Raw genomic sequence first — 13656 nt, forward strand, 5'->3', positions numbered from 1 at the left:
TCGCTTCGGTGAATGCACGATAGTTCTCGCATAGCTGATTTGCATGAGGGATCCATTACATGCCGATGAAACCAGGCGACATCGAAGACATGATCAAGGCCGGCATTCCGGGCGCGAAGGTCGTCATCCGCGACCTCGCCGGGGACGGCGATCACTATGCCGCAGAGGTCGTCGCCGAAGCCTTCCGGGGCAAGAGCCGCGTCCAGCAGCACCAGATGGTCTACGACGCCCTGAAGGGCAATATGGGCGGCGTGCTGCATGCGCTCGCACTGCAGACCAGCATTCCCGACTGATCGGGGCTGTCCTTGCCGAGACGAAACCAAAGGCCTGCCGTTCAGCGGCGGGCCTTTTTCATGACATCGGATGAATGACCGGAGCGCGTGTCGAATCCAGCGCTTGGAAGCTGTTCGCCGGGAGTGGCCCGGCCGTCATCAAGGTGAAGTCGAAGCCGCTCGGCTGGTCGGGGCCGAGCACATATTGCCGGTGCATGCGCAGAAAATCGCGGCGGTTCTTCTCATAGCGCTCAGGCGACATCGCGTGCTTGAAACGGACGAAGACCAGTTTTGGCTGTGGCGCATCCTTGTGACCAGACAGCGCCACCGTATGGCATTTGTAGAGATGGATCGGGTCGGTCAGGCACTGGATGTCGAACCAGTCGATAGCCTGGCTACGCGCGACGCTTCCAATACGACGGCGAAGGACGTTGGCGCCCGACAACAGACTGCACTGCAGAGCCGCTCCACCCAGCGTGACGAAAACAATCCGCCGTCCCTCCAGGACCTCAGGTGCCTTCTCGAGCAGGCGACCGACGACAGACAGGGCAAAATTGGCCCCCATGCTGTGCGATGTGACCAGGATTTCATCCGACGGCTGCTTGAGCGCAACAATTGCCTGATCTGCCACAGTCTCGATGAAGGATGCGACCTCCGACCGGTTCTCGGCAACGGCAACGGCGAGCCGCCAATCGGCCAGCAGATGCAGCACATGATAGCGATCCGAGAACCGAAGGACACCATAGCGAAAGACGAGGGCGCCGGCAGGCACAGTGAGCAGGAACCACCAGGACGACAGGTCGAGTGTTGACGGAATGGCTGCGATATTGACCCCGAGTGCAAGACCGGCGGCCAGGAACAGGAAGGGGAAGAGAAAGAACAGGCCGAAACGCCAGGCATGGCGAAAATAGCCGAAGGCTCCGCCCTGCCGCACGACGTCGAAGCCTGCCTTGAAGCCCTTCGCAATCTGCAGCCAGACCGGCTCGGAGCGCATCGCGGTGATCAGGTCGTTGTGGTCGAACACATGGATATCGGAGCGGGTCGCCCAGCCGGCCACCGCGGCATCGACCGGAAAGTGCGCGCCCGTTTCATCGACGGACAGCGCACCCACATCGAAGCGTGCCTGCCAGATCCGGGCAGCCTGAGCGGCGGAGCGCTCATAGCGCTGGCGGTGGGCTTCTGCATTGAGGGGTTCGAAACCCGGGAAATGCAGGACGATGCGGCTGTGGATCATGAAAGCGGTCACTCAATCGACGGCAGGCGGCCGCAGGTGGCGCTTGCTAGACGAGATTTGCGCTGATTTAAAGAGCGTATGGAACAAAACCATCCAGAACCGTGGGTGCAAGAGGGATAAACATGGCGGATCTGCTCGGAAACATCGTCAAGGACGTCATCGAAGGTGTCCTCAAGGAAATCCTGAAGAAATCGACCCGCAGTGGTACGACGCGTCGGCGCAAGCGCCAGACCCGCTCCGCAACAACCGGACGCTTCGTGCGCAAGACGACCAAGCGCGTGAAGGCCCCGGCCCGCAAGCAGGTGAGCCGCCGCCGCTCTGCTGCCAAGCGCAGCCGCCAGCGGGCCCGTTAATTCAGGCCTAGCCGCAAACTCGCCACTGGCAAAAGGCGAGCTGTGTTGCTATTTCTACGGCAAAGCAAAGCTGCCGCCTTGAACGGCATGTGAAAGGACAAATGACATGAGCGCCCACGAATTCATCGACAACGAAGTCAAGACCAACGATGTAGTCCTGTTCATGAAGGGCAGCCCGCAGTTCCCGCAGTGTGGCTTCTCGGGCCAGGTCGTACAGATTCTCGACTACCTCGGCGTGGACTACAAGGGCGTCAACGTGCTGGCCGACATGGAAATCCGTGAAGGCATCAAGACCTATTCCAACTGGCCGACAATTCCGCAGCTCTACATAAAGGGCGAGTTCGTCGGCGGCTGTGATATCGTGCGTGAAATGTTCCAGGCGGGCGAACTCAAGACGCATCTCGAAGAGCAGGGCATCGCCGTTCGCGGCGCCGCCTGACCCTACCGGCCGCAAGGCCTCTGAAAAATCTCCAGGCGATGAAGGCGTTGTCCCAAGCAACGCCTTCATGCCGTTTCAAGGTCATAATTCATGTCAGATTCGTTACAGTCCGCTCCCAAGGCCTTAGGTGGCATGGGGCGTGCCGAGTTCATTGCCCTGATGGCGTTCCTGATGGCGCTCAACGCGCTCGCCATCGACATCATGCTGCCCGGCCTGCAGGAAATCGGCGCCGCACTCAACGTCGAGAACGAGAACCATCGGCAATATGTCGTCTCTGCCTATCTGATCGGCTTCGGCATCGCTCAGCTCTTCTATGGCCCGATCGCCGACCGTTTCGGCCGGCGCATCCCGATGATCGTCGGCCTTGCGATCTATGTCGTCTCTTCGCTGGCCGTGGTCTTCGTGCCCTCCTTCGAATCGCTGCTGCTGCTGCGCTTCATCCAGGGCATCGGCTCGGCCGCGACCCGCGTCATCACCGTCTCGATCGTTCGTGACGTCTTCGGCGGTCGCCAGATGGCGGAAGTCATGTCGCTGATCATGATGGTCTTCATGGTCATCCCGGTCGTTGCGCCCGGCACCGGCCAGGTCATCATGCTCTTCGGCGACTGGCACTGGATCTTCGTCTTCATGGCGGTGATCGCCGTGATCGTCGGCGTCTGGATGTATGTCCGCCTGCCCGAGACACTGGCGCCGGAAGACGTGCGTCCCTTCACGGTGAAGGTCATCTTCGACGGCTTCCGCATCGTGCTGACCAATCGTGTGGCCCTCTGTTACACGATCGCCAGCACCTTCATCTTCGGCGCCCTCTTCGGCTTCATCAACTCGGCCCAGCAGGTCTATGTCGGTATCTACGGCCTTGGCGTCTGGTTCCCGGTCGCCTTTGCCGCTGTCGCCCTGTTCATGGCGCTCTCGTCCTTTGTCAATGCCAAGCTGGTCGGGCGTTTCGGCATGCGCAAGCTCTCGCATGGCTCGCTTCTCGGCTTCATCGCCATCAACCTGATCTGGCTGGTCGTTCAGATCCTCGGCCCGCAGCCCATGCCCTTCTTCCTGTTCATCGGCTTCTTTGCACTGGCGATGTTCCAGTTCGGCTGGATCGGCTCGAACTTCAACTCGCTGGCCATGGAGCCGCTCGGCCACGTCGCCGGCACCGCCTCGTCGGTTCTGGGCTTCATGGGCACGATCGGTGGCTCGATCATCGGGGCCGCGATCGGCCAGGCCTTCAACGGCACGGCTTTGCCGATGGTGGCTGGCTTCTTCGTGGTCGGCGTCATCGGCCTCGTCTTCGTCCTGATCGGCGAAAAGGGCCGGTTGTTCCAGGCGCAGAACAAACCGGTCTGAACGAACCGCACCCCTCTGAAATGGAAAGGCCCGGTCTAAGCCGGGCCTTTTTTGTAAGTCAGTCGACGGTGAAGATCCGCTCCCGCAATTCCTGCCAGGCGTCTTCATCGGCGGCAACCAAAAGCCCACCCGTAGTATGATGCGGCAGATAGGGTGATCCGTCGAAGCGCGCGACATGGGCGCCGGCCTCTTGCATCATCAGAGCACCGCCGAGGTGATCCCAGGGCATCAGCTTGTTGTACATGGCGAAATCCATGTGCCCCTGGCCGAGCAGCCGGTATTCATGGGCCGCGCAGCGGTAGCTGGTGAAGAGCCGGACCTCGGCAAGGTTCGACAGGATCTTGCGGCGCATCTCGAGATCGAAGAAACCGGTATTGGCAATGCCGATCATCTGCTCGAGCGGACCGCTCGGCCGCATGAACATCTGCTCCTGGGCGCCATCTGTGCGATAGAGCCAGGCACCGGATCCCTTTTCGCAAAGCGCCCAGTCATTGCCGATCGGATCATAGATCACACCGGCCACGGTCTCGCCCTTGGAGACGACGGCCAGCATGACGCCGAACAAGGAAAGGCCGGAGGCGAAGTTGAAGGTCCCGTCGATGGGATCGACGACGACAGCGAGATCCGCATCCTTGAGGCGATCGAGGAGGGCAGGATCCGCCGCTACCGATTCCTCGCCAACGAACAGAGCGTCGGGCATCAGGTCCTCGATGCCCTTGCGAATCAGACGCTCGGCAGCCTCATCGGCCTCGGTGACGAGGTCGATCGCCTCCGTCTTCATCCTGATATCGCCATCGCCAAGATTGCGAAAGCGCGGCAGGATCTCCTCGACGGCAGCCTCCTGCAGGAGATTGGCAAGGGCGGCGATATCGATGGCGGCAGTCATGAGGCGTCTCCTGATGCTTGAGGCATGGCGCGACCCAGTCGCACCGTCCGGTCGCGCCCGTTCTAGAGCAATTCCAGCAAAAGTGCGAAGCGGTTTTGCGTCCGGAATTGTGTGAGAAGGGAGCCAGGGCATCGAAGGCGGATCCCGTTCCGCCTGAAGTGCCCTAGCCCATCAACAATGGTGAAGTAGAGGTCGAAAGCACGGCCGTTCCGGTTGTCAGCCGGCCTGAATCATGCATGAATTCGAAACAACTGCTTTTTCAGGACCACCTCCCGACATGATCTCCAGGCGCGCCCTTCTTTCCCATGCATCGCTGATCCTTGCTGCCTCCGTGCTGCCCGCAGAAGCAGCAAAACCCCGCAAACCAAAGCTGGCGACCGGTCAGGTCTATCTCTTCCGCGGCTTTGCCAACATCTTCTCGACGGGGCTGGACACGCTCGGGAAACAGCTCACTTCATACGGGATCAAGGCGGAGGTTCTCTCCCTGCCCAATGCCCAGGCCTTCGCCCGCAAGATTGCAGACCGCTACCGGGAATCGAAGGATGCCCGCCCGATCGTGCTCGTCGGTCATTCGCTGGGTGCCGACATGACATTCTCGGTGGCAAGTGCACTGCAGCCGATGAAGATCCCGGTGGCGCTGATCCTGAGCTTCGATCCGACCGGCAAGGGTCCGGTCCCCGGCAACGTAAAGAAGACGCTCAATTTCTATACCGGTGGTGAAAACCTCTGGTCGCCAGTCCTACCGGCGCCCGGCTTCAAGGGCGAACTCGCCAACATCAACCTGCGCCAGGGCGAAACCGCAATCAAAGGCATCGGTCACTTCAACATCGACAAGAACCCGGCGCTCCATGACCGGGCGATCAAGGAAATCACGCAGGCGCTGCGCAAGCGCTGAGGGGTCTCAGAAAACGCCGGGGATGAGCCGCTTGGTGCGGGCGCAATAGGCGTCGTATTCGGCACCGAATGTATCCCGCATCATCGCCTCTTCCCGCGACTGGCGGACGGCATAGAGGGCCATCACCGCGACAAGACCGGCAAGGCCTGCGATCCAGTTCGGGATCAGCAAAGCCTGGGTGATGCCCCATAGCAGGAATGAGGCATACATCGGATGCCGGACATGGGCATAGACGCCGCCTGTAACCAGCTGATGGCCTTCACGAACTTCGAGCGTCACGGACCAGTTCTTGCCGAGATCCTTGTGGCTGCGCCGGAAGAGCCAGAGAAAGGCGATGCCGGTGAGCGTCCCTAGTATCGCGAGGACGATCCCCTGCGCGCGATCGGCGAAGCCATCGAAGATGCCGAGCCGCCAGACGATCGGCATGACGACCAGTCCGAAGGTGCAGGTGACAAGCAGGGAGATGTCGAGCGTTGAGCGGCGGTCGACCCGGGTCTTCTGGCGGCGCGCCCGACGCATGGCCGGATAGCGCATGGCGCACCAGGTCACGAGCATCAAGGCCCAGATGATGAAGGATGTTCGGATCATGACACTGCCTCTGCCGTTTTGCCTGCCTCCACCGCGAGCGGCAGAGTATCGCCTCTTACGGCCTCGATCGGTCGTGTGCCACAGCAGATCATGAAGAAATCATAGAAATAGCGCCGGCTGTTGGCCGAGATAAACTGATAGTGAACCCGGAAGAAGTTCTTCTTCACGCGTTTGTAGACGTCGCGCTCCAGCATGTCGCGGATACGGACCTGATACTGGCGTGGGAACTGATCTCCGCGCTGATGCGTGAGGCCAGCACGCGCATAAGGATCGCATTTGTAGAAGTTGATGATGTCGGTCAGCGCCTGGAACTCGGTCCAGCGGATACCTGGATAGCCGGCCAGAGCCTCAAGCCTCTCCCGCGCGCGCTTGGCCGCCGGATGCAATGCGACCTTCAGCGAGGTCGAGCCAACCGTGACGAGCTTGAAGTTGACCGGCCGCCCTTCGGCAACCAGCCGTTCCGCAACCTTGTGCGCGACATCGAGGATCAGCGCGCCGCCGGTCGAATGCCCAACAAGGAGAACTTCATCATAGTCGGCAGCCGAGGTTTGTTCGCCAATCAGCGAGGCCCACACGTCTATGCGGGCATCCATTTCCGGACGACGGCAATGCAGGTGCTCCCGGCTGAACGACCAGAGATCCATCAGATGGAAGACGAAGTAGCGCTGACCGATGAAGCGGCCAACGACATAGGCGACGCAAGCCCCGACCAGTGCCGGAATTACGGGGCCACCGGGAAGCGGCAAGGCACCTGTGAGCCGATAGGCGATTGTGCCCAGCCAGGCAAAGAACACCAGCGTCACGAAGGGATAGAGGAAATAAAGGGCGAAGCGCCAGTTCGTTGCAAAGAAGCGGAACATGGTGCCGCTGAAGACATAGTCGAAGAAGGCCAGCAGGTAGGCGCCGAGCCTGACCATGAAGGGTCTGGCGCCGTCATGCTTCACCATGTCATCAAAGCTCAGAAAGGTGATGTCTGACCGGCAGGTGCCATCCGGGCCGTGATAGTCGACGGATGCGGTCGTCGCAGCCCCTTTGAACGCCTCGACAGGCGTTCCAAGCGTGGCATCGACGGACCAGCATTTGCGGAAACGGTCCATCTCGCGACCGATCCGCCGGAAGAAGCCGGCAGCGTCGTTGCGTTCATACCCTCCGACGAGAAACACGGCACGCCTCGACACCGAAGGCTGAGCGACCTCAGACATTCCTACTCCCACACACATTACCGGAGCCGCAAAGCACTGCTCGCCGTCCCTGTCCGCGCGCAATGTGCAAGATGCCTCATGCGCAGTCCAGCCTTGGAACCCGTTACAACAGGATTGCGTCGATTTTTCCCGTGTCTTTACAAGCAAGACCGCAACAATGGGTGCAGTGCAGCGCTTAACCGGCCTTCGTTGCCATCAGCCCGGCAAAATCGAAGAGCTTGGGGTCCATCAGATGTGACGGATCGACGTGGGCGAGTGCTCTCAGCATCGCATCCTTGCGGCCCGGCATCTTTGATTCGATCCCGGCCAGCATCTCCTTCATCGCATTGCGCTGAAGCCCGTCTTGGGAGCCGCAAAGGTCGCAAGGGATGATGGGGAACTGCATGGCCTGGGCGAAGCGTGCCATATCCTCTTCCGCGGCATAGGCGAGCGGGCGCATCACGAAGAGATCCTTCTCGTCGTTGAGAAGTTTTGCCGGCATGGCCGAGAGCCGGCCGCCATGGAAGAAATTCATGAAGAAGGTTTCGAGGATGTCCTCGCGGTGATGGCCGAGCACCAGGGCGTCACAGCCCTCCTCCCGCGCGATCCGGTAGAGATTGCCACGACGCAGCCGCGAACAGAGCGAGCAGTAAGTACCGCCGCTCGGCACCTTTTCCTTCACGATCGAATAGGTGTCGCGATATTCGATGCGGTGCTTCACCCCGATCGAGGCGAGATATTCCGGCAAGACGTGTTTGGGAAAATTCGGCTGACCCTGATCGAGATTGCAGGCGACGAGTTCAACCGGTAGCAGTCCGCGCCATTGCAGATCGAGCAGGATCGCCAGCAGGCCGTAGCTGTCCTTGCCGCCGGAGAGGCCGACCAGCCAGCGTTGCTGGCCCTTCAGCATATCGAAATCGGTGAGCGCCTGGCGCACCTGCCGGATGAGCCGCTTGCGTAGCTTGTTGAACGACACGGAGCGCGGCGCATTCGCAAAGACAGGATGCACGGTCGAGAGGTCGAGCTCGTCCTCGCCGTCGAGCGCGGCGGCATTCTGGCTATCGATCGTGTTGACGAGGTTCATCTGCGGCTCCGGCCTCAGCGGCAATTCTGCCTTGCAATGCCTGTTGCGGCCCTGAAGATCAAGTCCCGAAGACGGACCACCCAGTTCGGGTGGCCAGCATTTCGAGCGCGGCCGAACCGAGCGCCGAATTGCCGACCTTGTTGAGGCCGGGCGACCAGACCGCAATCGAGGCCTTGCCCGGCGCCACCGCAAGAATGCCGCCGCCGACGCCGGACTTGCCCGGAAGGCCGACCTGATAGGCGAAATCGCCAGAACCATCATAATGCCCGCACATCAGCATCAGGGCATTGATGCGGCGCGCCCGCTTCGGAGAGACGACCGAGAAGCCGGTCAGCGGATTGGTGCCCCTGTTGGCGAGGAACAGGCCCGCATGGGACAGCTGCACGCAAGACAGCGCCAGCGCGCACTGGTGGAAGTAAACACCGAGCGTATGTTCGACCGGGTGATCGAGATTGCCGAAGCCGCGCATGAAGTTTGCCAGCGCGAAATTGCGGTAACCCGTGCGCTGCTCCGACTGGGCAACCTTCTCGTCGATCGACAATGTCTCGTCATCGGCAAGATAGCGCATGAAGCGCAGATACTCGCCGATCGCCTCGCGCGGCTTGTGCCCGGCCAGGACCATGTCGGTGACCACGATTGCGCCGGCATTGATGAAGGGATTGCGCGGAATGCCATGCTCGTGCTCGAGCTGAACGATGGAATTGAAGGAGGAGCCGGACGGTTCGCGGCCGACGCGCTTCCAGATCGATTCGCCCGCCTTGCCCAGCGCCAGCGTCAGCATGAAGACCTTGGAGATACTCTGGATCGAGAAAGCCGTGTCGGCATGGCCCGCCTTGAAGGTCTGGCCGTCGACGGTAGTGATCGCGATGCCGAACTGCTTCGGCTCCACCCGGGCGAGCTCGGGAATGTAGTCGGCGACCTTGCCCTCCCCCAGGCGCGGCTCGAGCGCGGTGACGATCTCGTCGGCGATCAACTGCAGATCCATCTCGTTTCCTTCAACCGCGTTTGTGCCGCGCCATCTTCCCCAGGCAGCGCTGCACTGCAAACAGAAAAAGCCGCCCCGAAGGGCGGCTTTCCACAAATCCGTCTCGCGAGCAATTAGCGCGAGTAGAATTCGACAACCAGGTTCGGTTCCATGATGACCGGGTACGGAACATCCGACAGGCCAGGAACGCGAACGAAGGTGGCAACCATCTTGTTGTGGTCGACTTCGATGTAGTCAGGAACGTCACGCTCGGCGAGCGATACGGATTCCAGAACGGTGACCATCTGCTTCGACTTCTGGCGAACTTCGATGACGTCGCCGGCCTTGCAGCGGTACGAACCGATGTTGACGCGAACGCCGTTAACCGTGACGTGGCCATGGTTGACGAACTGGCGGGCAGCGAAGACCGTCGGTACGAACTTGGCGCGGTAGACGATGGCGTCCAGACGCGACTCGAGCAGGCCGATCAGGTTTTCACCGGTATCACCCTTGCGGCGGTTTGCTTCGTCGTAGGTGGCGCGGAACTGCTTCTCGCGGATGTCGCCGTAGTAGCCCTTGAGCTTCTGCTTGGCGCGCAGCTGCACGCCGAAGTCGGAAAGCTTGCCCTTGCGGCGCTGGCCGTGCTGGCCCGGGCCGTATTCGCGGCGGTTTACCGGGGACTTAGGACGACCCCAGATGTTCTCGCCCATACGGCGGTCAATTTTATACTTGGAAGATGCGCGCTTGCTCATCCGTATTTCCTTTTCAACAGGTTAGAGCGGTTTGTTGCCAAACCGCTTAAGGAAACACGCCCTCCTCTGAACCTCCTTCTGAGAGGTTCTGACAGGCTTCTCACGTCAGCGAACGGAGAAAACCACGGGACATGTCAAAACAAACACCGGGCATTTCGGCCCGGCGTTGGTGGGGTCATTAGTGGCAAGAGACCGACAAGTCAAGCGCAAGGCGACGTTTTGATGACAGGCCAGGTTCCATCACACAGCATGGTCGATGGCGCCGACTGAGACACAACCATTGATACCCAACCCAATTCGCGCTTTACTCACCGAGGCAAGGTGGGACTACAGCGGCTTTTTAGCACGATGGAGGGGCATCATGGCATTTTACAAGACATTGCGCGACGAACGAATCTATCCCCGCGGGCGGGCTCGACCGGGCGATGCCGGCTGGATCGCCGAGCGTATTCTTCGGCTGCGTGCGCTGCTGAACAGCAGGATCACCACGGCGCGCCGGCCCAATTCGCTGATCATCGGCTCGTGGAACATCCGTCACTTTGACGGCGGTCGGCTGCGCCTCAACGAAAGCATGCACTATATTGCCGAAATCATCGACCATTTCGACATCTGCGCCATCCAGGAGGTCAAGGACATTGCCTCGATGGAGCGCCTCATGCGGCTACTCGGGCCAAACTGGACCTATTTCATCAATGACAGCTCCGGTTCAGGCCGCGGCAATTACGAGCGCATGGCCTTTGCCTACAATCGCAATCGCGTCTTCTTCCGCAATCTGATTGGGGAAATGGTCTTCCCCAAGGGCGCCCTGCCCGGCGACGAGCAGATTGGTCGCACACCCTTCTTCGCAGCCTTTCAGGCCGGGTGGTTCCGCTTTACCCTTTGTTCGACCCATATCGTGTTCGAGGAAAAGGAGAACCGCCCGCTGCGAGAGGACGAGATCCGCGTCATCGCGGCTGAACTCACCAAGCGTGCGAAGGCCACAGACGAAGTCCACATCATGCTCGGCGACATGAATATCGTGGATCTCAAGGACCCGGGCGGGCAAGCGCTGCTCGACAACGGGTTCAGCGTGTCGCCACTGCCACCGTCCTCGCTCGATGGAAAGAAAGCCTACGACCAGATCGCCTTTACCGGCCCCCTGGACAGCGAAAACCTACTCCGGGGCGACATCATACCCTGGCAAGAGGCAGTCTACACAACGTCCGAGGCGGCAAGCTATGCGGCCATGGCTGCCGATCCTGCTATTGCCGCCCTGCCTGCGGGGACCTATCCGCAGACAGAGAAGGCCTTCTCCACCTGGCGCACGCACGAGATCTCGGACCACTTGCCGGTCTGGATCGAGCTGCGGACAGACTTTTCCGAAGCCTATCTGAAGGAAACGGCCGACCTAAAGCCGGGGCAGTGAACAGCCACTTCAACGCAAGCGCCCGACCCATCGATGCTCACCGGGCATCGCCGCCCCCTTTTAGTCGTGCCAAATCCGGTTCTTCTGAGACTTACCCCCTGACACACGGGGGCAAGTGGTCTATCCAAGACACGCCCCATCCCGTCGCACAGGTCCAGATTACTTCATGATTGGTCGATCCCCATTCCGCTTGGCGTCATTCGCCGCCCTGCTTCTCAGCCTCCTGGCAGCCGTCACGCCGGCAGCTGCAGAGACCCAGAAACCCGGACACGCCCATATCCTCGTCGATGCGGGAACCGGCGCGATCCTGGAAGCGGAAAACGCCGACAAGGTTCTCTATCCGGCATCGCTGACCAAGATGATGACGCTCTACCTCACCTTTGAGGCGCTGCATTCCGGCCGCTTCGACTGGGACCAGCGACTGGTCATCTCGAAGAATGCCAATGACAAGGAGCCCTACAAATTCGCAGTCGGCGCCGGCAATACGATCAGCGTACAGGAAGCGGTCATGGGCATGGTCGTTCTATCCACCAACGACGCGGCAACGGCGGTCGCTGAAACCCTTGCAGGTTCCGAAGAAGCCTTCGGTCAGATGATGACGGCGAAAGCCCGCGAACTGGGCATGACGAACACCGTCTTCACCAATCCAACGGGCCTGCCCGACCCGCGTCAGGTGACGACGGCCACCGACATGGCAAGACTCGGCCTTGCGCTGCTGCGCGACTTTCCGGAAGAATACAAACTCTTCGCCTCGCGCGGCATGACCTTCCGCAGCATGAAGTTTCGCGGCCACAATGCGTTTCTGGTGCAGTATCCCGGCGCCGAAGGCATCAAGACCGGCTTCACCAATGCGTCGGGCTACAACATCGTCACCTCGGCCAGCAACGGCAACCGCCGCCTGATCGGCGTGGTACTGGGTGCCGAGAGCGCCAATGCCCGCACGCAGGAAATGATCACGCTCTTTGACCGCCATCTGGGCACCAAAGTCAGCCAGTGATCGCAGGAATACCAGGAAAGGCCCAGCCCATGACCGAGACCGTTCTCGACCGCTTTCTCCGCTATGTCGTCATCGACACGCAGTCTGATCCGGCCTCCAACGCGCAGCCGTCGACGGAAAAGCAGAAGGATCTCGGACGTGTTCTGGTCTCGGAACTCCTGGCGCTCGGCCTGACCGACGCGCATCTGGATGAGCATGGCAATGTCTATGCGACGATCCCGGCCAACACAGCCAAGGACGTACCCGTCATCTGCTTCTGCAGCCACATGGATACGGCCCCCGACTTCACCGGAACCAATGTCAAACCGCAGCTGGTGCGCAACTACCAGGGTGGCGACATCACGCTTGTAGGCGACACGAGCCAGGTGATCCGCGTCGCCTCCCATCCGCAGCTGAACAACCAGATCGGCAACGACATCGTCACGACCGACGGCACCACCCTGCTCGGCGCCGACGACAAGGCGGGCGTCGCCGAGATCATGACGGCGGCCGCCCATCTCATGGCGAACCCGCACATTCCGCATGGCACCATCAAGATCCTCTTCACGACCGACGAAGAAATCGGCCGGGGCGCCGACAAGGTGGATCTGCAGAAGCTCGGCGCCCGCTTCGCCTACACCCTCGACGGCTCGACGGTCGGCGAGATCGAGAACGAGACATTCTCGGCAGACGGCGTGACCATCGAGATCACGGGCGTCGCCATGCATCCGGGCTATGCCAAGGGCAAGATGGAGAATGCGATCAAGGCCGCGAGCGACATCGTCGCCCGCCTGCCCCGTGACATCGCACCGGAGACCACGGAGGGCCGCCAGGGCTTCATCCACCCCGTCGACATCTCGGGCAGCATGGAAGCGGCCAAGCTTCAGCTCATCATCCGCGACTTCACAGAAGCCGGCCTGACGGAAAAAGAAGATCGGCTGCAGCAGATCACCCATGAAGTGATGGCCACCTATCCCGGCTCGACGCATAGTTTCACGGTGAAGCACCAGTATCGCAACATGAAGGAGGTCCTCGATCGCCACCCGGAGATCATGGACAACCTCGACGAAGCCGTCCGCCGCGTCGGTCTCGAACCGGTACGCCACAGCATCCGCGGCGGCACAGACGGCTCGCGCCTCTCCTTCATGGGCCTGCCCTGCCCCAACATCTACACCGGCGGCCATGCCTATCACTCGCCGCTCGAATGGGTGAGCTTTCAGGATATGGAAAAGGCAGTCGAGACGATCGTCGCACTGGCGAAGGTCTGGGAAGAACGGGCAGCCTGAGCC

15 protein-coding genes are annotated in these 13656 nt (G+C 60.8%); 8 read left to right on the forward strand and 7 right to left on the reverse strand.

The window, feature by feature from the left end; translation table 11 throughout:
• The first annotated feature begins 59 nt into the window (after positions 1-59).
• A complete protein-coding gene (locus C0V73_RS12130) occupies positions 60-293 on the forward strand; it encodes a BolA family transcriptional regulator (protein ID WP_054149753.1) in 234 nt (77 codons plus the stop codon).
• A gap of 58 nt (positions 294-351) precedes the next feature.
• Here C0V73_RS12130 and C0V73_RS12135 read toward each other — a convergent pair whose 3' ends face one another.
• Positions 352-1506 carry a hypothetical protein gene (locus C0V73_RS12135; protein ID WP_102020220.1) on the reverse strand — a complete coding sequence of 385 codons (1155 nt, stop codon included), beginning with the start codon at positions 1504-1506 and terminating at the stop codon, positions 352-354.
• 122 nt (positions 1507-1628) lie between these two features.
• Between C0V73_RS12135 and C0V73_RS12140 the strand changes: the two genes are divergently transcribed.
• From C0V73_RS12140 to C0V73_RS12150, 3 genes are all read left to right on the forward strand, one after another.
• Positions 1629-1859 carry a hypothetical protein gene (locus C0V73_RS12140; protein ID WP_102020221.1) on the forward strand — a complete coding sequence of 77 codons (231 nt, stop codon included), beginning with the start codon at positions 1629-1631 and terminating at the stop codon, positions 1857-1859.
• Between the two features lie 106 nt (positions 1860-1965).
• Positions 1966-2298 (forward strand): Grx4 family monothiol glutaredoxin, encoded by a 333-nt coding sequence (gene grxD / locus C0V73_RS12145; protein ID WP_102020222.1) that lies wholly within the window; start codon positions 1966-1968, stop codon positions 2296-2298.
• A 132-nt stretch (positions 2299-2430) separates the two neighbouring features.
• A complete protein-coding gene (locus tag C0V73_RS12150) occupies positions 2431-3636 on the forward strand; it encodes a multidrug effflux MFS transporter (RefSeq protein ID WP_102020223.1) in 1206 nt (401 codons plus the stop codon).
• Between the two features lie 58 nt (positions 3637-3694).
• Here the strand turns inward: C0V73_RS12150 and C0V73_RS12155 are convergent, their stop codons facing one another.
• On the reverse strand, positions 3695-4522 hold the full coding sequence (locus C0V73_RS12155; RefSeq protein ID WP_102020224.1) for an inositol monophosphatase family protein: 828 nt from the start codon (positions 4520-4522) through the stop codon (positions 3695-3697).
• A 277-nt stretch (positions 4523-4799) separates the two neighbouring features.
• On the opposite strand from C0V73_RS12155, the gene C0V73_RS12160 reads away from it, so the two are divergent.
• The gene (locus tag C0V73_RS12160) at positions 4800-5417 is read left to right on the forward strand and encodes a thioesterase domain-containing protein (protein WP_172450141.1); all 618 of its coding nucleotides are present in this window, start codon (positions 4800-4802) and stop codon (positions 5415-5417) included.
• Between the two features lie 6 nt (positions 5418-5423).
• On the opposite strand, the gene C0V73_RS12165 is transcribed toward C0V73_RS12160, so the two are convergent.
• From C0V73_RS12165 to rpsD, 5 genes are all read right to left on the reverse strand, one after another.
• Positions 5424-6005, reverse strand: coding sequence for a protein-S-isoprenylcysteine O-methyltransferase (locus tag C0V73_RS12165; RefSeq protein WP_102020226.1), 582 nt, complete (start codon positions 6003-6005; stop codon positions 5424-5426).
• Positions 6002-7207, reverse strand: coding sequence for a lipase (locus tag C0V73_RS12170; protein WP_102020227.1), 1206 nt, complete (start codon positions 7205-7207; stop codon positions 6002-6004). The genes C0V73_RS12165 and C0V73_RS12170 overlap by 4 nt, the downstream gene beginning before the upstream one ends.
• 175 nt (positions 7208-7382) lie before the next feature.
• Positions 7383-8270, reverse strand: a complete 888-nt coding sequence (gene ttcA / locus C0V73_RS12175; protein WP_102020228.1) for a tRNA 2-thiocytidine(32) synthetase TtcA — start codon at positions 8268-8270, stop codon at positions 7383-7385.
• Positions 8271-8328: 58 nt separating this feature from the next.
• Positions 8329-9255, reverse strand: a complete 927-nt coding sequence (locus tag C0V73_RS12180; RefSeq protein WP_102020229.1) for a glutaminase — start codon at positions 9253-9255, stop codon at positions 8329-8331.
• 113 nt (positions 9256-9368) lie between these two features.
• Entirely contained in the window at positions 9369-9986 is a 618-nt protein-coding gene (gene rpsD, locus C0V73_RS12185) for a 30S ribosomal protein S4 (protein WP_102020230.1), read from the reverse strand.
• Between the two features lie 361 nt (positions 9987-10347).
• On the opposite strand from rpsD, the gene C0V73_RS12190 reads away from it, so the two are divergent.
• From C0V73_RS12190 to pepT, 3 genes are all read left to right on the forward strand, one after another.
• Positions 10348-11391 (forward strand): endonuclease/exonuclease/phosphatase family protein, encoded by a 1044-nt coding sequence (locus tag C0V73_RS12190; RefSeq protein ID WP_102020231.1) that lies wholly within the window; start codon positions 10348-10350, stop codon positions 11389-11391.
• A 166-nt stretch (positions 11392-11557) separates the two neighbouring features.
• Positions 11558-12388 carry a D-alanyl-D-alanine carboxypeptidase family protein gene (locus C0V73_RS12195; RefSeq protein ID WP_102020232.1) on the forward strand — a complete coding sequence of 277 codons (831 nt, stop codon included), beginning with the start codon at positions 11558-11560 and terminating at the stop codon, positions 12386-12388.
• Positions 12389-12417: 29 nt separating this feature from the next.
• On the forward strand, positions 12418-13653 hold the full coding sequence (pepT, locus tag C0V73_RS12200; RefSeq protein ID WP_102020233.1) for a peptidase T: 1236 nt from the start codon (positions 12418-12420) through the stop codon (positions 13651-13653).
• Positions 13654-13656: the final 3 nt, after the last annotated feature.

This window comes from Rhizobium sp. TH135, assembly GCF_002855515.1.
In the GTDB taxonomy this organism is placed as follows: domain Bacteria; phylum Pseudomonadota; class Alphaproteobacteria; order Rhizobiales; family Rhizobiaceae; genus Allorhizobium.